Raw genomic sequence first — 23684 nt, 5'->3', positions numbered from 1 at the left:
GTTACTTCCAGAGGAAGGCCGTAGCCGGGTCGAAGGGATGGGTGCGCTGCCAGTGGCGCGCGATATCGATGCGACGCGCGACCCAGACCCGGTCGTGCTGTCCGATGTAGTCGAGGAAGCGCTGCAGCGCCAGGAAGCGGCCCGGGCGTCCGAGCAGGCGGCAGTGCATGCCGATGCTCATCATGGAGGGGCGTTCTTCGCCTTCGGCATAGTGCACGTCGAAGGCGTCGCGCAGATAAGAGAAGAAGGGGTCGCCGTGCGAATAGCCCTGGGGCAGGGCGAAGCGCATGTCGTTGCAGTCCAGGGTATACGGTACGACCAGTTGCGGCGCCTCGCTGCCGTCGCTGCGGCGCACGCGCAGCCAGAAGGGCAGGTCGTCGCCGTAGTAGTCGCTGTCGTATTCGAAGCCGCCGTAGTCGGCCACCAGGCGCCGCGTGTGCGGACTGTCGCGGCCGGTGTACCAGCCGAGCGCGCGCTCGCCGGTCAGGCGCTCGATGGCTTCCATGCCGCGCGCCATGTGATCGCGCTCGGTCGCCTCGTCCACGTTCTGGTAGCTGATCCAGCGCCAGCCGTGGCAGGCGATCTCGTGCCCCAGTTCGCGGAAGGCGGCGGTCACGTCCGGGCAGCGCTCGAGCGCCATGCCGACGCCGAACACGGTCAGCGGCAGGCCGCGCCGCTCGAACTCGCGCAGGATGCGCCAGACCCCGACCCGCGAGCCGTACTCGTAGATGCTCTCCATGCTCAGGTGGCGCGCCGGGAAGGCGGCCGGGTTGAACATCTCGGACAGGAACTGCTCGCTGCCGGCATCGCCGTGCAGCACGCTGTTCTCGCCGCCTTCCTCGAAATTCAGGACGAACTGCACGGCGACACGGGCGCGGCCGGGCCAGTCGGCGTGGGGTGGGCGGGCGCCGTAGCCCTGCAGGTCGCGTGGATAGCTTGGGGTCATGGTTGGCTCAGGTTCAGAATGGATGGGTCAGCGCTTCAGGATCTCGGCCAGGTCGACACGCTGCGGATCGAGGTTCAGGTTGTGCTGGACGTTGGCCAGGTGCTTGCCGACCAGGCGCACGGCGGCCTTGGCGTCGCGCCGTTCGAAGGCGTCGACGATGGCGACATGCTCGTCGTGCGATTCCTCGGCCGACTGGCTCGATTGGCGCATCAGGGCGATCAGGGACGAGCGCGTCAGCAGTTCGCCCAGCATCTGGACCAGCACGCCGTTGCCCAGCATCTGCGCCAGCACGATGTGGAAGTCGGCCAGCAGGCGCGTGCGCCCCGACACCTGGGCGCCGGTCACGGCCGCGCGCTCGCGCTCCAGGTGTTCGCGCAGCTGGCGGATCTGCTCGTCGGTGATGGTGGCGCACAGCTGCTTCGTCACCGCCGTCTCGAGGATCTCGCGCACCTCGAACACGTCGCGCGCTTCCTCGGCCGTGGGCGTGGCGACGAAAGCGCCGCGCGCCGGCTCCAGCACCACCAGCCGGTCGCGGCTGAGCTGGTTGAAGGCTTGCCGCACCACGGTGCGCGACACCTTGAAGATGTCGCCGATCTTCTGCTCGGACAGCTTGGTGCCGGGCATCAGGCGGCGGTCGGCGATGGCGTTGACGATCGCGTCGACGATGCGCTGGGTGGCGCTGGCCGCGGGCGCAGCCTGGTCCTGATCCTGGACGCCGAAGGGAGCGGACACGTCGTCCGGCGGCAGGACGATTTTCAGGGGCGGGCGAGGGCGGCTCATGGTCGGTTGGACGATTCGCTAGAAGAATAAATTGTTGACATCATGTCTGAAGTGTATACACTTTTTCCTGGATTGAAAACAAAAAGTGTATGCAATCCAGCTTACCCGGTCCGCATCGGGCCGCAATCGAAAAAGGAGACTCATGGGACACCTCAGCACCCACGTGCTCGACCTCATGCACGGCTGCCCGGCCGCCGGCATGCAGGTCAGCCTGCAACGCATCGACGCCAATGGCGCCACCACCATCAAGACCCTGGAACTGAACGCGGACGGCCGCACCGACGGCGGCCCGCTGCTCGACGCGACCGCCATGGCGGCGGGGCGCTACCGCCTGGTGTTCTCGGTGGCGCGCTACTTCCGCGCACGTGGGGTCGCGCTGCCGGAACCGGCCTTCATCGACGAGGTGCCGATCGATTTCGGCATCGCCGACGCGGCCGGCCACTACCATGTGCCGCTGCTGGTCAGCCCCTGGGCCTACTCGACCTACCGTGGCTCCTAGGTGATAAAAACATAAAAAACCGTTATGCAAACTTAACGGGATCGTATACAGTTGTTTCGTCGCCGCGGAGCGCATCGGTATGCCGGCCCAGTCTGCCGCCGATGGTTGCGATGATCGCCCCTCACAGAGCCCGCTGTGGTGATGGGACAGTACAGCGTCATGGACGCCGTACTTCCTTTTCGCTTGAGGCTCTATGGACACCTACCTGCTAGACTGGGTCAACCTGTTGCTGCGCTGGACCCACGTGATCACGGCGATCGCCTGGATCGGCGCATCCTTCTACTTCGTTTTCCTCGATAACTCGCTGCACAAGCCCACCGCGCCCGACCTGGTGCAAAAGGGCGTCGACGGCGAACTCTGGGCCGTGCACGGCGGCGGCTTCTACAACCCGCAAAAATACCTGGTGGCGCCCAAGGCCATGCCCGAGAACCTGCACTGGTTCTACTGGGAGAGTTACGCCACCTGGCTCTCGGGCTTCGGCCTGTTCACGGTGCTCTACCTGTTCAATGCCGGCACCTTCATGGTCGACCGCACGGTCCACGACTGGTCGTCCGGCGCGGCCGTCGCCAGCGCGCTCGGCTTCCTGGCGGTCTTCTGGTTCGTCTACGACATCATCTGCCGCGCCTTCGGACGCAAGAAGAACGGCGACCTGATCGTCGGCGCCTGCGTGTTCGTGTTCGTGGTCTTCGCCGCCTGGCTGGCCTGCCAGCTGTTCGCCGGCCGCGCCGCCTTCCTGCTGGTGGGCGCCATGCTCGCCACCGCGATGAGCGCGAACGTCTTCTTCTGGATCATTCCCGGCCAGCGCAAGGTCGTGGCCCAGCTCAAGGCCGGCCAGCCGGTCGACCCGATCCACGGCTGGCGGGCCAAGCAGCGCAGCGTCCACAACACCTATTTCACGCTGCCGGTGCTGATCGCCATGCTCTCGAACCACTATGGCTGGCTGTATTCGGGCGAGCACAACTGGGTGGTGCTGGTGCTGCTGATGCTGGCCGGCGCCCTGGTAAGGCACAGCTTCGTGGCGCGCCACAAGGCCCTGGTGCTGGGCAAGCGCGTGCCCTGGGAACATGCGATGGCCGGCGTCGCGGCCCTGCTGGCGATGGTGGTCTGGCTGACGCCGAAGCCCGAGCCGGTCGCGCCGGTCATGGCGGCGACGCCGCCGGCGGCCGCTGCGGCAGCCCCTGCGGCAGGCGCAAGCCCCGCCGCAGCGGCTGCCGGCGGCGCCACCGCCCACGCGGTCAGCTTCCAGCAGGTCAAGGGCGTGATCGACCAGCGCTGCGCGATGTGCCACTCGGCGGCGATGCCGAGCAAGGGCATCGCCTTCGATTCGCCGGCCTCGATCAAGCGCCACGCGCAGCAGATGTACCAGCAGACCGTCGTATTGAAGGTCATGCCACTGAATAACGCTACCCAGATCACCGCCGGAGAGCGGGACTTGCTCAAGCGTTGGTACGAAGAGGGCGCCCCGGTCGAGTAAGAACCGGGCCCTCACCGGATGGCGGGCCGGTAACTGCGGTCCTCGCCCGGCCAGCAGCTTGCATTCTTTGGTTGCAGACTGACGTCAATAATAATCAGGAGACAAGCATGAAACACCAGAGCCGCCATCCGGTGGACGAGAAACTGCCACTCGGGCGACTGAGCGCACTCGGCCTGCAGCACGTGCTGGTCATGTACGCCGGCGCCATCGCCGTACCTTTGATCGTGGGCCGCGCCCTGAAACTGTCGCCGGCCGAGGTCACGATGCTGATCTCGGCCGACCTGTTCTGTTGCGGCCTGGTGACCCTGATCCAGTCCTTCGGGCTGGGCTCCTGGTTCGGCATCCGGCTGCCGGTCATGATGGGTGTCACCTTCGCCGCCGTCGGCCCGATGGTGGCGATCGCGAACGCCGTGCCCGGCGTCGACGGCGCCCGCGCCATCTTCGGCGCCGGCATCGGCGCCGGCCTGCTGGCGATCCTGATCGCGCCCCTGATGAGCCGCATGCTGCGCTTCTTTCCGCCGGTCGTCACCGGCACCATCATCCTGGTCATCGGCGTCAGCCTGATGCGGGTCGGCGTCGGCTGGGCCATGGGTGGCCAGGACTCGGCGGCGCAGACGGTCGACGTGGCGCGCCTGGCGACCATGGTCGACGACGCGAAAGCCGCAGCCGCGGCGAGTGCGGCGGCAATGCCGGAAACGGTGGCGGTCCCCGCCCTGAAGCTGGCCGGCCCGATCCCGATGAACCCGAATCCCGCCTACGGCGCGCTCGACGACATGGCGATCGCCGCCTTCGTGCTGGTCGTGGTGCTGGCGCTGGTGAAGTATGCGCGCGGCTTCGTCTGCAATATCTCGATCCTGCTCGGCATCGTGGCCGGCTGCAGCGTGGCCTACGCCGCCGGCAAGATGCACTTCGATAAGGTCGGCAGGGCCAACTGGTTCGAACTGGTCACGCCCTTCGCCTTCGGCATGCCGACCTTCGACATCGTGATGATCCTCACGCTCGCGGTCGTGATGGTGGTCGTCATGATCGAGTCGGCCGGCATGTTCCTGGCCCTGTCCGACATGACCGGCAAGAAGATCGACCAGGCCCAGCTCGCGGCCGGGCTGCGCACCGATGCCCTCGGCACCGTGATCGGCGGCGTCTTCAATACCTTCCCGCACACCAGCTTCTCGCAGAACGTCGGCCTGGTCGCGGTCACCGGCGTGAAGAGCCGCTGGGTCTGCGTGGCGGGCGGCATCATCATGATCGTGCTGGGCATGCTGCCGAAGATGGCGGCCCTGGTCGAGGCGATTCCCCAGTTCGTGCTGGGCGGCGCCGGCCTCGTCATGTTCGGCATGGTGGCGGCGGCCGGGATCCGCATCCTGTCGCGGGTCGACTTCCAGAACAACCGCTTCAATCTCTACATCGTCGCGCTGTCGATCGGTTTCGGCCTGATCCCGCTGGTGGCGCCGCGCTGGGCCCAGCAGATGTCGCACAACCTGCATCCGCTGCTGGAATCGGGCATCCTGCTGACCGCCGTGGCCGCGGTGGCGCTGAACCTGTTCTTCAACGGCAGCCGCGCCGTTCCGGCCGCCAGCCACGAAGAGCATGGCGGCATCGAGCACTCCGTTGCGCAGGCGGGCAAGGCATGAGGCGCGCACCCCACATTGTCGCCGCCATCGTCCTGGCCGCCGGCGCGGCCGGGTTGGCCGGCACGGCCCGGGCGGCCGACTGGAGCGACACCTCGATCGGCTACCGCACCGGCACCCGCTTCGCCGAGCCCTTCAATGCGAACGACATCCGCAAGCACATCGTCCAGCTGAACCACGTGAGCGGCTACAGGTACGGGACCAACTTCGCCAACCTGGACGTCCTCCTGTCCGACAAGACCGACCCGTCCTCGAAGGGCGCGACCTCGGGCGCCCAGGAGTTCTACCTGGTCTACCGCCACACGGTCGAATGGGGCAAGGCCAGCGGCGCCCCGCTGCGCTTCGGCCCCCTGCGCGACGCCGGCCTGACCCTGGGCTTCGACGTGAATACCAAGAACGACGCCGGCTACAACTCGAAGAAGCGGATGCTGGTCGCCGGCCCCACCTTCATGTTCGACGTGCCGGGGATGCTGAACGTCGGCCTGTACGGCCTGTGGGAGAGCAATGCGCCCTACAGCGGCTACACCGGGGTCGCCACGCCGCGCTACCGCTACGACACCCATCCCATGCTGGGCGTGGTCTGGGCCTTTCCGCTGGCCTCGTCGCGGCTGTCGTTCGAAGGCTATGCGAACCTGATCGGCGCCAAGGGCAAGAACGAGTTCGGGCGCGACACCGCGACCGAGACCAACATCGACATGCAGCTGATGCTCGACGTCGGCACCTTCTTCGACGCCAAGCCGAAACGCTTCCGGGCGGGGGTGGCCTACCAGTACTGGAAGAACAAGTTCGGCAACAAGTTCGGCAACGACGGCCGCACCATTCCCGGTGCGACGGCAAGGACGCCGATGCTGAAGGCGCAGTACCACTTCTAGGAGACCGGGGGGCAGGCAAGCGCTTGCCTGACCTCCCATCTCGCCCCGCAATTGTGAACATTTCTCTCGAAATGTCTCATATCCTTGTCCGTCCCCAACACGTCCTCGCTGATCCGTACTTTTTTGGTCGAAAACGCCATAAAAGTTGACTCTGCGAAACTGCGTGCACTTAAAATCGGCAAATCAGCGATACGAATACGGATATCGCGTTCAATATCTTTCGCTTATTCCTCAAAAGCGACAATTCAGGCTTGCTGGCCGCGAGGCGGCGGCATCCTTCTACCTTTCTAATAAATCAATGAAACATCTGAAAATCGGCCAACGCCTGGCCCTGGGTTTCGGCATCGTCGTCGCCCTCATGGTGGCCGTGCTGGCCACGGGCATAAGTGCGCTATCCGGGATGCGCGATACCATCGACACGATCGTCAACGACAACAACATGAAGATCGAGGCCGTGACCGACCTGCGCGACGCCGAGCGCCAGCTGGCCATTGCCGTGCGCGACCTGACGCTGGTCACGGACGAGCAGGCGATGCAGCAGGCGGATGGGCGCATGGCCGCCGCGTCCGACAAGTACGCGCAGGCGATGGCGGTGCTGCAGGAGCGCGTCCGTTCGCCTCAGGGGCGGGCACTGCTCGACAAGGTCGTCGCTGCCGAAGCGGTGGCCGTGCCGCAGTTCGAACTCGTGCGCCGCTATGGCCGGAACAATGAGCTGGAAGCCGGCGTGAAGCACCTGACCGCGGTCGTGGCGCCGGCAGTCAACACCTGGATGGGCGCCATCGACGCGCTCCTGGCCTACCAGGCGCAGGTCAACCAGCAGGAAGAGCAGGCCGCGAACGCCTCCTGCACCAAGGCCTACCGGGTCCTGCTCGGCCTTGGCATGGCGGCGCTGCTGGCTGCCGCAGGCATTGCCTGGGCCAGCGCGCGCTCGATCACGCGGCCGATGAACGACGCCGTCGCCCTGGCGCGCACCGTCGCCGCCGGCGACCTGACCAGCACCATCTCGGTGCACTCGCGCGACGAGACGGGCCAGCTGCTTGCCTCCCTGAGCACGATGAACGACAGCCTGGTGGAGATCGTCGCCAGGGTGCGCGGCAGCACCGATGCCATCGCCACGGCGGCGGGGGAAATCGCAGCGGGCAACCTCGACCTGTCGTCGCGCACCGAGCAGCAGGCCGGCGCGCTGGAGGAGACCGCGTCCTCGATGGAGGAACTGACCGCGACGGTCAAGCAGAACGCCGAGAATGCGCGCCGGGCCAATGCGCTCGCGGCCGGCGCCTCGGCCATCGCCGCGCAGGGCGGCGAAGTCGTCGCGCGCGTGGTCGAGACGATGCGCTTCATCGACGCGTCGTCGAAGAAGATCGTCGACATCATCGGGGTCATCGATGGCATCGCGTTCCAGACCAATATCCTCGCGCTCAATGCGGCGGTGGAAGCGGCCAGGGCAGGCGAGCAGGGCCGCGGCTTCGCCGTGGTCGCATCCGAGGTGCGCAACCTGGCGCACCGCTCCGCCACCGCGGCCAGGGAAATCAAGGACCTGATCGGCGATTCGGTCGAGAAGGTGGAAACCGGCAGCCAGCTGGTCGGCGAGGCTGGCGCCACCATGGAGCGCGTGATGCAGAGCGTGCGCCAGGTGAACGACATCATGGCCGAGATCTCCGCCGCCAGCGGCGAGCAGGAACGCGGGATCGAACAGATCAACCAGGCCATCGGCGAAATGGACATGGTCACCCAGCAGAACGCTTCCCTGGTCGAGGAAGCCGCCGCCGCCGCGCAGTCCCTGCGCGACCAGTCCGGCGGCCTGGTCGATACGGTCAGCGTCTTCCGGATTCCCGAGCGGGAGCGGGCATTGCGCGGCAGCCCGGATATCGACTCCAGGGCGCCCGGCATCGGGTGGGCGCGGGCGGAACGGGCCGCGCTGGCGCTTTCCTGAAAATGGCGCTGCGCGTGGCATAATCCCGGCCAGGCGCGCAGTCCGCGCGCCGCTTCAGGGAAGGATGCTTCAATGGTGCTCGAAAGCGCGGAAATTCTGATCAAGCCCGGCATGGAAGCCGGGTTCGAGGCCGGCGTGCGCCAGGCCGCGCCGTTGTTCCAGCGCGCCCGCGGCTGCGCCGGTATGCAGCTGCAGCGCGGTATCGAGAACCCGCGTGCCTACCGCCTGCTGGTGCGTTGGGAAACGCTCGAGGACCATACCGTCCATTTCCGCGGCAGCGAGGATTTCCAGGAGTGGCGCCGCCTGGTCGGCCACTGCTTCGACGGCGCCCCGCAGGTGACCCACCTCGACACCGTGTTCGACGGTTTCTGAAGGCTGCGGCTGCCATGTGCGTCAACTACCGTCCTCCCACGCCCGAACAGTTCGGCAAGTTCGGCTCGCTGGGCGCCTTCAGCGAGCTGCCGGCCGACTGGCGCTGGCCGGAAGAAACCTGGAAGGACTATGCCGCCCCGATCCTGCGGGCGGGCGCCGATGGCCGGCTTGATGCCTGCCTGGCCACGTACGGCATGGTCCCGCGCCGCCACATCCCGCCCGGCGTCAAACCCTTCGACACCATGAACGCGCGCGCCGAATCGCTGGTCGAGCGGCGCTCGTTCGCGCCGGCCTGGCGCCGGTTGCAGTTGTGCGCGGTGCCGATGGCCTGGTTCTACGAACCCTGCTACGAGAGCGGGCGCGCGGTTCGCCACGCGATCGGCATGGCGGACGAATCGCTGTTTTTCGTGGCCGGACTGTGGCGCGACTGGCAGGAGCCCGACGGCGGCGTGTCGTCTTCCTTCTCCCAGATCACCATCAATGCCGACGAGCACGCGCTGATGCGCCGCATGCACAAGCCGGGCGACGAGAAGCGTTCGCTGGTCATCCTGCCGCACGACGAGGTCGAGGACTGGCTGGCCTGCCGCAGCATCGACATGGCGCACAGCTTCCTGCGCCATTATCCGGCGGATCGCATGCGCGACTGGCCGGCGCCGGCCGCGGCGCGTACCAAGGCGCCACCGCCATCGCCGAACCTCGAGCTGTTCTGACGCTGCTGTCGGCACCCCGTTTTCGTGAACGCCGGCGTAGGCCGGTCCATTGCGTACCTGGAGGATGAATGAAGCAACTGAAAAGAGGGGAGCGCCTGGCGCTCGCGGAGCACGCGCCAGGCGGTGTCCTGCGGGCCGGCCTGGCCGCCGAGGGACTGGCGCTCGATTTCGCCTGTTTCGCGCTCGATGCGGGCGGCAAGCTGGTCGGCGAACCGTACATGACCTTCTTCAACCAGCCGGTCAGTCCCTGCGGCGGCGTGCGCAGCGCAGCGGTGGGGAGCGACCGGGACGGCTTTGCATTCGAGCTGGGCCGGCTGCCGGCCAGCGTCGCGCGCCTGGTCATCACCGCCAGCGTCGACGGCGACGGCCGCATGTCGCAACTGCGCGCCGGTCACCTGCGCCTGCTGGTGCAACAGGGTGCGCAGGACGCCGAATTCGCGCGTGTCGATTTCTCGGGACAGGACTTCGCCGCCGAGCAGGCGCTGATGCTGGGCGAGCTCTACCGCAAGGACGGCGGCTGGCGCTTCATGGCGGTCGGCCAGGGTTTCAATGGCGGGCTGGCTGCCCTGGTGGCGCATTTCGGGGCCGACGTCGCCCCGTCCGCGCCGGCGCCCGCGCCGGCGCCGCAGGCGGGTGCGATCCCTGCCAAACCGCCCGCCGTCAACCTGGAAAAACGCGTCGAGCAGGCCGCGCCCCAGCTGGTCAGCCTGGTGAAATCGGCGGGCGTGTCGCTGGCGAAGGTCGGCCTCGAGCAGCACCGGGCCCGGGTCTGCCTGGTGCTCGACATCTCCGGGTCGATGAGCAGTCTGTACCGCAAGGGGCTGGTGCAAGCCTTCGCCGAGCGCATCCTGGCCCTCGGCTGCCGCTTCGACGACGACGGCGAGATCGATGTCTTCCTGTTCGGCCGCAACGTGCACCACGTCGCGCCGATGGGGCTGTCCAACTTCCGCGGCTATGTCGGCCAGCTGATCGAGCGCCATCCGCTCGAAGGCGATACCCGCTACGGCGCGGCGATGCAGGCGGTGCGCCGCCATTACTTCCCCGATGCCGGCGGCGGCGAGCGCAAGCAACCGCTTGTTCAACGGAACAAGCAGGGAGATAAGGCCGCGCTGCCGGTCTACGTCATGTTCGTTACCGACGGCGGCACCTCGGACCAGCCGCTGACCGAGCGCCAGCTGCGCTGGGCCAGCCGCGAGCCGATCTTCTGGCAGTTCATGGGGATCGGCAAGGGCAAGAAATCGAAGAGCAAGCGCCTCCTGAACTTCGCCGACTCCGACTTTCCCTTCCTGGAAAAGCTCGACGAGCTCGATGGCCGGCTGATCGACAACGCCGACTTCTTCGCCGTCGCCAGCCCCGACGAGCATTCGGACGCCCAGCTCTACGACCTCCTGATGAGCGAATACCCGGACTGGCTGAAGCAGGCGGCGCGCGAGAAGCTGCTGGGCTGACGCGGCGCGCTTCAGGACGGCGCTTTCTGCGCTCCGTCGTCGCCGTTTGCGGGTGCATCCGCCTGCTGCGCGCGCGACACCACGATGGTCTGGGCCGGGAAGGCCAGGCCGATGCCGGCCGCTTCCAGCCGCTCGTAGATCGCCAGCAGCAGCGCTTCGCGGATGCGCAGGCTTTCCTCGAAGTCGCGCACGTCGATGTAGGCGAACACCTCGATGTTGAAGGAACGCTCGCCGATCCGGCCGAGCAGGGCGCGCGCGCCCTCGGCGATCTTCTCGTGCTCCTTCAGCACCTGCTGGACGATGCCGATCGCTTCCCGCAGTTTCGCCGACGAGGCGCGGTAGTCGACCCAGACGACCGGGTTGAACAGGAAGCGCTCGCGCGGCGCGAAGTTCTCGATCTGGCGCGCCGACAGGTCGCCGTTGGGGATGGTCACCAGGGTCCGCTCCAGGGTGCGGATGCGGGTCGAGCGGATGCCGACGTCTTCCACCGTGCCGATCAGGTCGCCGACCCTGATGAAGTCGCCCACCTGGGCCGGGCGGTCGGCGATCACCGTCACGCTGCCGACCAGGTTCTCGACGGTCTTCTGCGCGCCCAGGGCCAGGGCGATGCCGCCGATGCCGAGCGCCGCAATCCCCGTGGTGACGTCGATGCCGAAGGTGTCGAGGATGCCGATGCCCGAGAACAGCAGCAGCAGGACCTTGGCGGTACGCCGCAGCAGGGTGATGACCGAGATCACCTGGCGCCGCTGGCGCTGCTGCATGCGCACGATGGCCAGTTCGGCGAGCGCGTCGACCAGGCGCAGGCCGAACCAGACGAAAGCGATGACGGAAATGATGCCGGTATAGCGCAGCAGGGTCTGGCGTGCCACGATGGCCACCGGCAGGCGCTCGGCCCAGCCGAAGAAGACGAACACCGCGATCAGGAGGCTCAGCGGCGGCAGCGCCGCCTCGAAGAAGCGGTACAGGCCGTTGGTCGTCGGGTCCGCCACCAGGCGGCGCATGATGGCGACCATCAGCGCGGCCACCATCCACAGGCCGCCGAAGATCAGCACGCCCAGACCGATCAGCAGGCCCCAGTCCTTCAGCGGCGCACCGGCGATGGTGATCTCGTTCTGCTTCTGGCCTTCCGCCAGGGCTGCGGCCGGGCGTTTGCTTGCCGCCGCCAACTGGGTCATGGTCTCCTGCGAGATGCGCCAGACCTGCTGGCCCTCGTCCTCGCTGCGGGTCAGCAGGACCGGGATGCGCTTGCCCTGGATGGTGATCTGGCCGACGCTTTCCTGCTCGATCGGCAAATCGTCGTCGATCCGGCCGACGGCCTCGTTCGACAGGACGGCGTAGGGCTGCAGCGAGCCGCCTTCGTCGAGCAGCATCTGGAAGGCGCGCGCCTGGGTCGCGGCGTTGACGCGCTGGCGGTTGCTGTTGTTCGGCAGTTCGAAGTACTGGGCGGCGCGGTCGTAGTCGTGCTGGGCCAGGGCGCCGATCAGCCCCGAGATCATCGAGCGCGGCGTCTGCCGGCCGAGGGGATCGGGCAGCACGGCGGGATCTTCCGCGGCGGTCTTCGGAACGAGGGGCAGGACGGCGCCGGCGGGCAGGCTCGCTGCCAGCGAGAAGAAAAAGAGGAGACCGAGAATCAATGAACGCATGCTGAAAACGTATCCTTCGAATGGGGGCGGCGGCGCGCCGCGGGCCATGCAGTGGAGGAGGGAGACCGGTTCGCTGCAAGTCGCGCGTGGCGTGCAGGCGGCCAGGGCCGGGCCTGGCGGCGACAGTATGTGCGATATCCGGGGCCAAAGTCTAGCATCCGTCCGGCGGCGGGTCCGCACGCTTGCCGCCCGCGCGGGCATCGTCTGCCGCATCCTCTCCATCCTGGCCGCGTCCGGGTTATCATTCTGTTCTCACTCCAACACAGGAACCGATACGCCATGACCACGTCCAGCTATCCCGATACCCGTCTCCTCATCGCCAACGAATGGCAGGATGCCGAAGGCGGCAAGACCATCCCGGTGCTCAACCCGGCCACGGGTCAGGCGATCGGCACGGTGGCCCATGCCTCGATCGCCGACCTGGACCGCGCGCTGGCCGCGGCGCAGCAGGGCTTCGAGGCCTGGCGCTTCGTGCCCGCGGCCGAACGCGCCGCCACCATGCGCCGCGCCGCCAGCCTGCTGCGCGAGCGCGCCGGCGACATCGCCCGCCTGCTGACCCAGGAGCAGGGCAAGCCGCTGGTCGAAGCCAAGGGCGAGATCCTGGCCGGCGCCGAGATCATCGACTGGTTCGCGGCCGAAGGCATGCGCGTGTATGGCCGCATCGTCCCGTCGCGCAATCCGAAGGCGCAGCAGCTGGTGCTGAAGGAGCCGGTCGGCCCGGTCGCCGCCTTCACGCCGTGGAACTTCCCGGTCAACCAGATCGTGCGTAAACTGGGCGCGGCGCTGGCCACCGGCTGCTCCTTCCTGTGCAAGGCGCCGGAAGAAACCCCGGCCTCGCCGGCGGCGCTGCTGCAGTGCTTCGTCGACGCCGGCATCCCGCCGGGCGTGGTGGGCCTGGTGTTTGGCGACCCGGCCGAGATTTCCGGCTACCTGATTCCGCACCCGGTCATCCGCAAGGTCACCTTCACCGGTTCGACCCCGGTCGGCAAGCAGCTGGCCGCGCTGGCCGGCGCCCACATGAAGCGCGTGACGATGGAGCTGGGCGGCCATGCGCCGGTGATCGTCGCCGAGGACGCCGACGTGGCGCTGGCCGTCAAGGCCGCCGGCGCCGCCAAGTTCCGCAATGCCGGCCAGGTCTGCATTTCGCCGACCCGCTTCCTGGTCCACAACGCGATCAAGGAAGAATTCACGCGTGCTTTCGTCAAGCATGCCGAAGGCCTGAAGCTGGGCGACGGCCTGGCCGAGGGCACGACCCTGGGCCCGCTGGCCAACGCGCGCCGCGTCGCCGCCATCGGCAAGGTGGTCGAGGATGCGCAGGCCAAGGGCGCCACGTTGGCGTTCGGCGGCAGGCGCGTCGGCGAGACCGGCAACTTCTTCGCACCGACCATCCTGGCCGACGTGCCGCTCGAAGCGAGCGTGTTCAACGACGAGCCCTTCGGCCCGGTCGCCGCGATCCGCGGCGTCGACAGCCTGGAAGAAGCGATCCTCGAGGCCAACCGCCTGCCCTACGGCCTGGCCGGCTATGCCTTCACGCGCTCGATCAAGAACGCCCACCTGCTGATGAACCGCGTCGAAGTCGGCATGCTGTGGATTAACCAGCCGGCCACGCCGAGCGCCGAGCTGCCTTTCGGCGGCATCAAGGATTCGGGCTACGGCACCGAGGGCGGACCGGAAGCGCTGGAGGCCTACCTGAACACCAAGGCGGTGTCGATGGTCGGCGTGTAAGCAGTCGTCAGGCTTAAGCCGCGTCGGGGCGGACGCCAGTCCGTCCCTGCGCGGCTTCCTTCATCATCAATCCTCACACCTCGTCGGCCACCACCGCGCTGATCTGCTGCACGGGCGTGACATTGGTGAAGTTGGCCAGGTCCGCCGCCAGCTCGGCGGCGTGTGGACCGATGCCGGCCATGAGCGCTTCCACCGAGTCGCAGTACACATGGCACATCGCCAGGAATGCCGGCGTGCTGCCGGGCGTGACGCCGGCGATGCCCTGATCGATGCTGTAGCACCTGCAGGCTGCGCCCATGCGCTGCTTCAGCAGCGGCATGTGCACATCGCGGTAGTAGGCATGGTCGAACACCGCATCGGGGCCGGCCGGGTACATCACACTCAGTTTGATCATTCCTTGCTCCTGTCTGAAATAGATGCCGCCGGGCGCACGCCGGCGGCTGGTTCGCGAAACACGAACTGCAGGATGAACTCGACGCGTTCGTCCAGTTCGCGCTCGCCATAAGGCGCGTCGATGCCCAGCGCGAGGATGCGCTGGCGCTCGGACGCAGCCATGTTCAACGCCAGGTCGGCCGTCAGCAAGGCATCCGGCACCGGGCAAAAATCCTTCCTGTGCATGCGTTCCAGCCACGCGACCAATTGGTCCAAACCGTGCTTGTTGCGGTTGCGGTAATAGGCTTCGCCGATCGCGGGAAAGCGGCTGCGCTCGCGGATCGCCATCACGTACAGGCCGATCGCCTGGGCGCTGCAGGCGAAGCGGACCCATTCGACCAGGAAACGGCCCAGTACCGCGCGCGCATCCTGCGCGCTTGTCACCGGCGCATCGAGCATGGTGGTGGCGACCTTGGCGCCCCGCTCGATGATGTGTCCGATTAACTCTTCCTTGCTGGAAATAACCATATACACACTGCGCTTCGATACCTTTGCGCGCTGGGCCACTTGCGCAACACTGAAATCGGCATTGGCGGCCTGTTCGTCAAGGATGGCGATCGCCGCCTCGACCAGACGGTCGAGCAGTTGTGCGGGCGTATAGGTGGCGGGGCGGCCGACCTTGGGTCGTTCGTCCTTGTTCATTTTTCTCCTCAGATGATGGGGTAGTATTCTTGTAATTGTCAGGAAATTAAGAAACCAAGTGGTTTACAAACCTGTGTCGGGAGCATATCATAGCGCCCTGGAACTTTCCTAAGGACTTTTATGAACCCCTCTTCGCGGTCCGGACCGCTTCTGACGATTACCGGATCCATCTTCATCCTCCTCGGCCTGGCCCTGCTCGGCGGGGGCATTTATCTGGCCACACTCGGCGGTTCTTTCTACTACCTGGTGTCGGGCCTGGCACTGATCATCAACGGCGTCCTTGTTCTCAAGCGACGCCGTTCTGCTTTGGGCCTGATGGCGGCGATCCTGGTCGTGACCGTCGCCTGGTCCCTGGTCGAAGTCCGGTTCGACTGGTGGCAATTGCTGCCGCGACTGGATATCTGGTTTGCCGCCGCGGTCTGGCTGCTGCTGCCCTTCGTCGACCGCCGCCTGGACAAGCCCGCGGAAGGCGCTGACGTCGGACGCAAGGCGCTGATCGCATCTGCCGTGGTCACGCTGCTGGTCGGCGTGGTCGCGCTGTTCCAGGATTACCATGACCTGCACGGTGTCGTCGCGGCCGAGAACATGGCCGGCGGCGGCACCCACGATGCCGCCGGCGTCGCCGCCAACGACTGGTCGGCCTACGGCCGCTCCGGCTACGGCGACCGCTATGCGCCCGCGGCGCAGATCACGCCCGCCAACGTCAGCCAGCTGAAGCAGGTGTGGAGCTACCACACCGGCGACTTCAAGGGGCCGACCGACCCGGGCGAGATCGCCAACGAGGTCACCCCGTTGAAAGTGAACGGCATGCTGTACATGTGCACGCCGCACAATATCGTGATCGCGCTCGATCCGGACACCGGCAAGGAAATCTGGCGCCACGATCCGAAGATCAACCGTGACGCGGCCCACTACCAGCACATGATCTGCCGCGGCGTGTCCTACTGGGACGCCAACGCACCGTCGCTGAACGGCGCTCCCGCACGGGCCGATGCCGCGACGATGGAGTGCCCGCGCCGCATCATCGCGCCGACCATGGACGGCACCCTGATCGCCGTCAACGCCGATACCGGCAAATCCTGCGCGTCCTTCGGCAACAACGGCGTCGTCGATCTCTACAAGGGACACCCGGTCAAGGTCCGCGGCATGCTGATGCCGACCTCGCCGCCGGCGGTGGCGCAGAACATGATCGTGATGGCGGCCAGCGTGACCGACAACCACTCGATCGACGAGCCGTCCGGCGTCATCCGCGGCTACGACCCGGTCACCGGCCAGCTGGTATGGAACTGGGATCCGGCCCGCCCGGACGAGACCAATCCGCTGACCGAAGGCGAAACCTACGTCCGCAATTCGCCGAATTCCTGGGGCGTGTCGAGCATCGACGAGAAGCTGGGCATGGTGTATATCCCCATGGGCAACGAGACCCCGGATACCTGGGGCGGCACGCGCAACAAGAACGGCGAGCGCTTCAACAGTGCCATCGTCGCGCTCGACCTGGCGACCGGCAAGCTGCGCTGGGTCTACCAGACCGTCCACCACGACATCTGGGACATGGACATCGGCGGCCAGCCGACCCTGGTGGACATCGACACCCCGAAGGGCAAGGTGCCATCGGTGGTCGCGACGACCAAGACCGGCCACATCTTCGTGATCGACCGCCGCAATGGCACGCTGGTCGTGCCGGCGCCGGAAAAACCGGTGCCGACGGATAACCCCGCCCCAGGCGACCACCTGTCGCCGACCCAGCCTTACTCGGCACTGAGCTTCCTGCCGGAGCGTAACATCAGCGAAACCGACATGTGGGGCACCACGCCCTTCGACCAGCTGGCCTGCCGCATCATCTACAAGAACCACCGCTACGAAGGTCCGTTCACCCCGCAGACCGTGGGCGGGAAAGGCAAGGGCGCCATCATCTCCCCGGGCCCGCTGGGTATCTTCGAATGGGGCGGCGCCAGTGTCGATCCGGTGCGCCAGCTGCTGATCCTGAACCCCAACTACATGGGCTTCCTGGAACGCCTGGTCCCGCGCGAGAAAGCCCAGGCCAAGGGCGGTACCGGCGGCGAGATGGGCCTGCAACCGCAGACCGGCATTCCGTTCGCCGTCGAGATCAGTCCCTTCCTGTCGCCGCTGGGCTTCCCGTGCCAGGCACCGCCCTGGGGCTACGTGGCGGCGGTCGACCTGAAGACCATGAAGAAGGTCTGGATGCACAAGAACGGCACGACCCGCGACAGCGCACCGGTGCCGATTGCCCTGCCGCTGGGCGTGCCCAGCCTGGGCGGCATGGTGACCACCGGCGGCGGCGTGACCTTCCTGAGCAGCACCCTGGACTACTACATCCGCGGCTACGACGTCAGCAACGGCAAGGAAATCTGGAAGGCGCGCCTGCCTGCGGGCGGCCAGGCTACCCCGATGAGCTATGTGTCGGACAAGACCGGCAAGCAATATATCGTGGTGATGGCCGGCGGCCACGGCTCGCTGGGCACCAAGATGGGCGACGAAATGGTTGCCTATGCCCTGCCTGATGGTGTTGCCGCTCCCGCAACCAAGAAGTAATTACAAGTAAACAGATGTAATTGCTCGACAGCACGCGCCGCGGCGCGGCGCGTGCTGTCTCGTTCTTTCCTTCTTTCTCCTTTCACTTTCACATTCCGACACCATCCGGAAACGCATGGCGGCTCCCGCCGGGACCGGCCGGGCCGCTGCATTGCCGGAAGCAAACACATCATGAATACCATCTCACGCAAGAGCACCCTCGCCACCGCACTTTCGCTGGGCCTGCTGGCGTCCGGGTTCGCCTCGGCCGCCGACGCCGGCCCTTACCTGTTCGGCGACTGGAACGGCGAGCGCACCCGCCTGGCCGAACAGGGCGTTTCGTTCGACTTCGGCTATACCTCGGAACTGGCGCACAACAGCGCTGGCGGCACACGCGAACTGGGCCGCTACAGCGACCAGTGGGTGCTGGGCAGCCGCCTCGACCTCGGCAAGCTCTGGGGCTGGCAGGGCGCCACCTTCAAGGCCACCGTCACCAACCGCAACGGCAAGAACCTGAGCACGGACGCCGGGCTCGGCACCTTCCAGCAGGTCCAGGAAGTGTACGGCCGCGGCCAGACCTGGCGCCTGACCGACTTCCACCTCGAGCAGGCGCTGCTCGACGGCAGGCTGGTGCTGAAGGCCGGCCGCATGGGCATCGGCGCCGACTTCGCCGGCTTTTCCTGCGACTTCCAGAACCTGACTTTTTGCGGTTCGCAGCCGGGCAACCTGGTCGGCAGCTACTGGGCCAACTGGCCGGTCAGCGTCTGGGCCGGCGTCGCCAGGTTGAACACCTCGCGCGAAAGCTACCTGCAGCTGGGCGTCTACCAGGTCAACCCGCGCTACCTCGACGACGGTTACGCCGTGCGCAAGGGACTGCACCCGAACAATCCGCACGGCACGACCGGCGCCCTGATCCCGGTCGAATTCGGCTGGCAGCCGCAGAGCGGCCTGTATCGTGGCCTGCCGGGCAGCTACAAGGTCGGCGCCTGGTACAACACCTCCGATGGCGACGACGTGGCGCTGGACGCGCTGCGCCGTCCGCTCGTTGCGGGCAGCGCCGACGCCCTGCGCCGCGACGGCGCCTACGGCGTCTACGTCAATCTCGAGCAGCAGGTCACGGGCAGCGCCGGCGGCAGGGGAGCGACCGTGTTCCTGAATGCGACCCAGGCCGACAAGTTCACCGCCGCCATCGATCGCCAGGTCGCCATCGGCATGGAATACAAGGGTGTCTTCGACCGCCAGCGCGACATGATCGGCGTGGCGCTCGGCGCCACCCATGCGAACGGCCGCCGCGCCCGCGCCCGCGCCCTGCGCCGCGACGAGGCAGCGCAGCCGCAGGCGACGGCCGCCATCGCCCACGGCTACGAATACGCGGCCGAAGTGTTCTACAGCTGGTCACCGCTGCCGTCGGTCAGCATCCGTCCCAACCTGCAGTACGTGAAGCATCCGGGCGCCAGCACCTGGCACCATGACGCCGTCGTGCTCGGGCTGAAGACGGCGGTCGCGTTCTGACCCCGACGTTGCAGGACACCGACACGCTACCCGCGCTAGATTGACGCTTGCATCAGCGCTGCCTTATGATTTCTTGACAAAAATTTCACAAAGCGGCATGCGAGATTCGTCTTCCACCCGGTTCATCCGCTTTCACCTGAAGATCCGGCACCTGGTGCTGCTGGTCGAACTGGGGCGCCACGCCTCGATCCTGCACGCGGCCGAGGCGGCCGGCCTGACCCAGCCCGGCGCCTCCAAGCTGATCGGCGAACTCGAGCACGCGCTCGGCGTTCCCCTGTTCGAGCGCCTGCCGCGCGGGGTGGCCCCGACCTGGTACGGCAAGGTGCTGATCCGGCGCGCCAGCGCGGCCCTGGCCGAGATGGACGCGGCGCACCAGGAAATCATCCAGGGCCAGGCCGGCTTCGGCGGGCGGGTCTGCATCGGCAGCGTGCTGTCCCCGGCCAGTTCGCTGGTGCCGCAGGCGCTCAAGCTGCTCAAGGAACGCAATCCGCGCATCCAGGTCGCGGTCTCGGTCGAGGGCAGCAATACCATGGTCGAGCAGTTGCGCGCCGGCGAACTCGACATCGTCATCGGCCGCATCCACGATCCGGCCGCCGGCGTCGAACTCGATTTCGAACCGCTGGCCGACGAGGCGCGCAGCCTGGTGGTGCGCGCCGGCCATCCCTGGCTGGAACGGAGCGACCTCGGGTTGGAGGACCTGGCGGAAGCTGCCTGGATCCTGCCGCCGCCGGGGCGCCTGCGCGACCGGCTGATGGCGCTGTTCATCGCGCGCGGCCTGCCGCAACCGGCCGACATCGTCGAAACCCTGTCGCTGCCGCTGGTGACGCGGCTGCTGGCGCAGGGCGAGCGCGTGGTCGCGCTGCCGACCGGCCTGGTGCAGGCCGAGCTGGAAGCGGGCACGCTGGCCGTGCTGCCGTTCGAGCTCGGGCTGCGCGCCGACGTGTATGGCATCGTGACGCGCAAGCGCCACCAGTTGTCGCCCTCGGCCGGGGCCATGCTCGCGGCCCTGCGCGAAGCGGCGGGACTGGCGTCTCGCGTGCCTCCCATTCTCCCGCCCCCGCTCCAGGCCTGACGAATACGGTTTTGGCATATCTCCGGCGAATTTCGTTATGGGAAATCGCGGCTGCCCGTCCGTATGATCCCAGACAGGATCGATGCCACGAGACGAGGAGCGAGACATGCACGGATGCCTGGAGATGACGCCAGTACGGGCGCGAGCGCGAGGGCAGGACATGAAACGGCTGCGAACCCTGCTGGCCGGCCTGTGCACCGCAGCCCTGCTGGGCTGCGTCCACGGCGACCGCGACACCAGCGCGATCGGCAACTTCCCCGATCCCTTCGTGCTGCCCGACGGCGGCGGCTACTATGCCTACGCGACCAACGGCGACGGCATCAACGTGCCGGTCCTGCATTCGACCGACCTGCATGCCTGGCGCAAGCTGCCCGACGCCATGCCGACGCTGGCGCGCTGGGTACGCCCGCACGAGCCCCACGTCTGGGCGCCGGAAGTGATCAAGCTGGGCGAGCGCTATGTGCTCTACTACACCGCGCACGACCAGGCCTCGGACCGCCAGTGCGTCGGCGCGGCGGTGGGCATGTCGCCGGCCGGGCCTTTCGTGGACAGCGCCGGCCGGCCCCTGGTCTGCCAGGCGGCGCTGGGCGGCACCATCGACGCCAGTCCCTTCCTGGACGGCGGCCGTCTTTACCTCTACTTCAAGAGCGACGGCAACTGCTGCCAGCTGCCGACCCATATCTTCGTGCAGGAGCTGCGGCCCGACGGCCTGGCGCTGCTGGGGGAGCCGACGCGGCTCCTGACCAATGGGCGCAGCTGGGAGGGCAAGGTGATCGAGGCGCCGACCATGGTGCTGCGCGACGGCAGGTACACCCTGTTCTACTCGGCCAACGACTTCGGCGACGGCTCGTATGCGGTGGGCCATGCCAGCTGCGCCGGGCCGCTCGGCCCCTGCCAGCCGGTCGGCGACACGCCCTTCCTGAAGAGCAGCAAGGAGAGCCTGCTGTACGGACCCGGCCACCAGGCCGTGTTCCGGGTCGGCGGCCAGGACTACATCGCCTACCACGCCTGGGAATTGACACCCGCCGGCAAACGCGGCGAGCGGCGCTTCCTCTACCTCGACAAGCTCGACTGGGTCGACGGCAAGCCGGTCGCGCGCGGGCCGACGCTGATCCGCTAGGGCAGGCTGGCGCAGGCCTGGCCGGATGGGAGCGATAATGGCGGGATGGTTGGCAACACGATTCGAAACAAGGCAGCGGCAGGGACAGGCCGCGACGACGGACATGGAGACGATGTGACGCAACGCAGGAGCATGCTGAAGGCTTCCATGCTGCTCGGCGCGCTGGGCACGCCGGCGCTGCTGCGCGCCCAGCCGCGTGGACAGATCACGCTGAGGATGTGGACCCTCCTTAGCGGCGGGGACGGCGCGCGCATGCGGGCGCTGGTCGAGGCCTTCAACGCCAGCCAGGGCGGGGTGCGCGTTGTCAGCACCACGCTGAAATGGGGCGAACCCTTTTATACGAAGCTGATCACCTCGGCGGTGGTCGGGGAGGGGCCGGATCTCGCCACCGTGCACCTGTCGCGCCTGCCGAACCTGGCCGGCGGCGGCGTGCTGCGCCCGATCGCCCCGGCCGAGCTGGCCGTCGCCGGCCTGAAGGGGGACGACTACTTCCCGCGCCAGTGGGAGAAATCGCGCTACGCCGGCGCCCACTACGCGATCCCGCTCGACCTGCACCCGCTGGTCCTGTACTACAACAAGACGCTGGCGCGGCAGGCCGGGCTGCTCGACGCCGCGGGCCGCCTGGCGCCCATCGTCGGCTACGAGGCCTTGACGGACGCCTTCCGCGCGGTAAAGGAGCGCACGGGCAAGGCCGGCCTGGCGATGGAGTCCGGGCAGGGTTCGTATGCGATCTGGCGCCTGTGGGTGTCGCTGCTGGCGCAGCGCAAGGCGCCGCTGATAGCGAACGGACACTTCGCCTACGGCCGCGCCGGCGTCGAGGAACTGGCCAGGGTCAGCGCCTGGTTCACCCGCGGCTACGGCCCGGTGGGCCTGGACTACCCGGCCTCGACCAGCCAGTTCATGGGCGGCGGCGCCGGCTTCATGATCAACGGGGTGTGGGAAGTGCCGGAACTGGTGCGCACCACCGAGGCCGGCACGCTCGGCTTCGAGTACGGCATCGTGCCGTTCCCGCGCCTGTACCAGGATGCCAGCGTCTGGACCGATTCGCACGCTTTTGCGATTCCCGCCAACGAAGGACGGCCGATGGCGCCGGAGAAGGTGCGGGCGGTGCTCGCCTTCATGGCCTACGTCAGCCGCCATTCGCTGGGCTGGGCCGAGGGCGGCCACGTCCCGGCCTACCGCCCGGTGGCCGAATCGGCAGAGGCGCGCGCCCTGATGCCGAACGCGATGTATGCGCAGGCGGCGCAGAACGTCGTCTACGATCCGGACGGCTGGTACATGGGCGCCGCCGGGCCGGTCGAGGCGATGGCCTCGAAGTTCATGCCGGGCGCGCTGTCCGGCCAGCTCACCCCGGCCGAGGCGATGGACATGTTCGAGAAAGAGGCCTTGCGCCTGCTGCGCAAGAAGCCGCCGCGGTATTGATGGAGACGCCGATGGACATACCGATGCCGAGCACGGCGCAAGCCCCTGCCGCCTCTGTCCCCGCCCGGAAGGGGGCGCGCGCCGAGAGCCTGCCCGCCGCGCTGCTGCTGGCGCCCTTCGTGCTCGCCTTTTTGCTGTTCTTCCTGGTGCCGGCGCTGCATACCTTCTACCTGAGCCTCACCGAAAGCAGCCTGACGCGCACCAGCGCCTTCGTCGGCCTGGACAACTACGCGACCCTGGTGACCGACCCCTCGTTCTGGGCCTCGCTCTGGAACACCTTCTATTTCGCGCTGCTGACCGTGATCCCGCTGACCGGCCTGGGCCTGGTGATGGCGCTGCTGGTGCACCGCTTCGTGAAAGCCCAGGCCTGGCTGCAGGGCGCTTTCTTCCTTCCCTATGTGCTGCCGATCTCGGTGATGACCCTGATCGCCGACTGGATGCTGCAGCCCTCGTCGGGCGTGATCAACCACCTGGTGGGCGGACAGCGCGCCTGGCTGGCCGACGTGCACTGGGCGCTGCCGGCGGTGGCGATCGGCACCGTGTGGTGGACGGTTGGCTTCAACATGCTGATGCTGCTGGCCGGCCTGCGCAACATCCCGGCCGAGCTGTACGAGGCGGCGGCGCTCGACGGCGCGCGCGGCTTCACCCTGTTCCGGGCGATCACCTGGCCTGCATTGAAGCCGGTGCTCGGCACCGCGCTGCTGATCCAGCTGATCGCCTCGCTGAAAGTCTTCGGCCAGACCTACATCCTCACCAGCGGCGGTCCCTACAACACCAGCCGCGTCACCCTGCACTACATGTACGAAACCGCGTTTACCCAGAGCGACGCCGGCTACGCGGCGGCGGTCGCGATGGCCTTCATGCTGGTGGTGATCGCCCTGTCGCTGCTGGCGCGCGCGCTGGGGAGGAGGGCAACATGAGG

General features: G+C 67.4%; 20 protein-coding genes. 15 read left to right on the top strand and 5 right to left on the bottom strand.

Annotated elements, in window-relative coordinates:
* Position 1 precedes the first annotated feature (1 nt).
* Both puuE and ACFOPH_RS07775 read right to left on the bottom strand, forming a co-directional pair.
* Complete coding sequence (puuE, locus tag ACFOPH_RS07780; protein WP_312552895.1) at positions 2-946, bottom strand: allantoinase PuuE; 945 nt, start codon at positions 944-946, stop codon at positions 2-4.
* Between the two features lie 27 nt (positions 947-973).
* Positions 974-1726, bottom strand: a complete 753-nt coding sequence (locus tag ACFOPH_RS07775) for a GntR family transcriptional regulator (RefSeq protein WP_379734574.1) — start codon at positions 1724-1726, stop codon at positions 974-976.
* Between the two features lie 142 nt (positions 1727-1868).
* On the opposite strand from ACFOPH_RS07775, the gene uraH reads away from it, so the two are divergent.
* The 8 genes from uraH to ACFOPH_RS07735 all read left to right on the top strand — a co-directional run bounded on the left by uraH (position 1869) and on the right by ACFOPH_RS07735 (position 10662).
* A complete protein-coding gene (gene uraH / locus ACFOPH_RS07770; protein ID WP_379734572.1) occupies positions 1869-2225 on the top strand; it encodes a hydroxyisourate hydrolase in 357 nt (118 codons plus the stop codon).
* A gap of 193 nt (positions 2226-2418) precedes the next feature.
* The gene (locus ACFOPH_RS07765) at positions 2419-3699 is read left to right on the top strand and encodes a urate hydroxylase PuuD (protein ID WP_379734570.1); all 1281 of its coding nucleotides are present in this window, start codon (positions 2419-2421) and stop codon (positions 3697-3699) included.
* A gap of 107 nt (positions 3700-3806) precedes the next feature.
* The gene (locus tag ACFOPH_RS07760) at positions 3807-5330 is read left to right on the top strand and encodes a nucleobase:cation symporter-2 family protein (RefSeq protein ID WP_379734568.1); all 1524 of its coding nucleotides are present in this window, start codon (positions 3807-3809) and stop codon (positions 5328-5330) included.
* Positions 5327-6199: an outer envelope protein gene (locus ACFOPH_RS07755; RefSeq protein ID WP_312552340.1), complete on the top strand. Its 873-nt coding sequence runs from the start codon at positions 5327-5329 to the stop codon at positions 6197-6199. The genes ACFOPH_RS07760 and ACFOPH_RS07755 overlap by 4 nt, the downstream gene beginning before the upstream one ends.
* A gap of 298 nt (positions 6200-6497) precedes the next feature.
* Complete coding sequence (locus tag ACFOPH_RS07750) at positions 6498-8132, top strand: methyl-accepting chemotaxis protein (protein WP_379734566.1); 1635 nt, start codon at positions 6498-6500, stop codon at positions 8130-8132.
* Between the two features lie 72 nt (positions 8133-8204).
* The gene (locus tag ACFOPH_RS07745) at positions 8205-8504 is read left to right on the top strand and encodes an antibiotic biosynthesis monooxygenase family protein (protein ID WP_312552336.1); all 300 of its coding nucleotides are present in this window, start codon (positions 8205-8207) and stop codon (positions 8502-8504) included.
* Positions 8505-8518: 14 nt separating this feature from the next.
* Complete coding sequence (locus tag ACFOPH_RS07740; protein WP_312552335.1) at positions 8519-9214, top strand: SOS response-associated peptidase; 696 nt, start codon at positions 8519-8521, stop codon at positions 9212-9214.
* Between the two features lie 68 nt (positions 9215-9282).
* Entirely contained in the window at positions 9283-10662 is a 1380-nt protein-coding gene (locus tag ACFOPH_RS07735) for a VWA domain-containing protein (RefSeq protein ID WP_312552334.1), read from the top strand.
* Positions 10663-10673: 11 nt separating this feature from the next.
* Here ACFOPH_RS07735 and ACFOPH_RS07730 read toward each other — a convergent pair whose 3' ends face one another.
* Positions 10674-12305, bottom strand: a complete 1632-nt coding sequence (locus ACFOPH_RS07730; protein WP_312552332.1) for a mechanosensitive ion channel family protein — start codon at positions 12303-12305, stop codon at positions 10674-10676.
* 279 nt (positions 12306-12584) lie between these two features.
* On the opposite strand from ACFOPH_RS07730, the gene ACFOPH_RS07725 reads away from it, so the two are divergent.
* Positions 12585-14030: an NAD-dependent succinate-semialdehyde dehydrogenase gene (locus ACFOPH_RS07725; RefSeq protein ID WP_379734562.1), complete on the top strand. Its 1446-nt coding sequence runs from the start codon at positions 12585-12587 to the stop codon at positions 14028-14030.
* 73 nt (positions 14031-14103) lie between these two features.
* Here ACFOPH_RS07725 and ACFOPH_RS07720 read toward each other — a convergent pair whose 3' ends face one another.
* Positions 14104-14424, bottom strand: a complete 321-nt coding sequence (locus tag ACFOPH_RS07720) for an EthD family reductase (RefSeq protein WP_379734560.1) — start codon at positions 14422-14424, stop codon at positions 14104-14106.
* Positions 14421-15104 (bottom strand): TetR/AcrR family transcriptional regulator, encoded by a 684-nt coding sequence (locus ACFOPH_RS07715; protein ID WP_312551837.1) that lies wholly within the window; start codon positions 15102-15104, stop codon positions 14421-14423. Before ACFOPH_RS07715 ends, ACFOPH_RS07720 begins: the two co-directional genes overlap by 4 nt.
* A gap of 120 nt (positions 15105-15224) precedes the next feature.
* On the opposite strand from ACFOPH_RS07715, the gene ACFOPH_RS07710 reads away from it, so the two are divergent.
* From ACFOPH_RS07710 to ACFOPH_RS07685, 6 genes are all read left to right on the top strand, one after another.
* Positions 15225-17657 (top strand): membrane-bound PQQ-dependent dehydrogenase, glucose/quinate/shikimate family, encoded by a 2433-nt coding sequence (locus tag ACFOPH_RS07710; RefSeq protein WP_379734558.1) that lies wholly within the window; start codon positions 15225-15227, stop codon positions 17655-17657.
* A 171-nt stretch (positions 17658-17828) separates the two neighbouring features.
* Entirely contained in the window at positions 17829-19148 is a 1320-nt protein-coding gene (locus ACFOPH_RS07705) for a carbohydrate porin (protein ID WP_379734556.1), read from the top strand.
* Positions 19149-19245: 97 nt separating this feature from the next.
* Positions 19246-20220, top strand: coding sequence for a LysR substrate-binding domain-containing protein (locus ACFOPH_RS07700; RefSeq protein ID WP_379734554.1), 975 nt, complete (start codon positions 19246-19248; stop codon positions 20218-20220).
* A 160-nt stretch (positions 20221-20380) separates the two neighbouring features.
* Complete coding sequence (locus tag ACFOPH_RS07695) at positions 20381-21340, top strand: glycoside hydrolase family 43 protein (RefSeq protein WP_379734552.1); 960 nt, start codon at positions 20381-20383, stop codon at positions 21338-21340.
* 132 nt (positions 21341-21472) lie between these two features.
* On the top strand, positions 21473-22762 hold the full coding sequence (locus ACFOPH_RS07690) for an extracellular solute-binding protein (RefSeq protein ID WP_379734550.1): 1290 nt from the start codon (positions 21473-21475) through the stop codon (positions 22760-22762).
* Between the two features lie 11 nt (positions 22763-22773).
* Positions 22774-23682: a carbohydrate ABC transporter permease gene (locus ACFOPH_RS07685; protein WP_379734548.1), complete on the top strand. Its 909-nt coding sequence runs from the start codon at positions 22774-22776 to the stop codon at positions 23680-23682.
* The last annotated feature ends 2 nt before the right edge of the window (positions 23683-23684 follow it).

Source organism: Massilia haematophila (assembly GCF_042647645.1).
Classification (GTDB): Bacteria; Pseudomonadota; Gammaproteobacteria; order Burkholderiales; family Burkholderiaceae_D; genus Telluria; species Telluria haematophila.
This window is presented reverse-complemented; position numbering and strand designations above follow the sequence as displayed.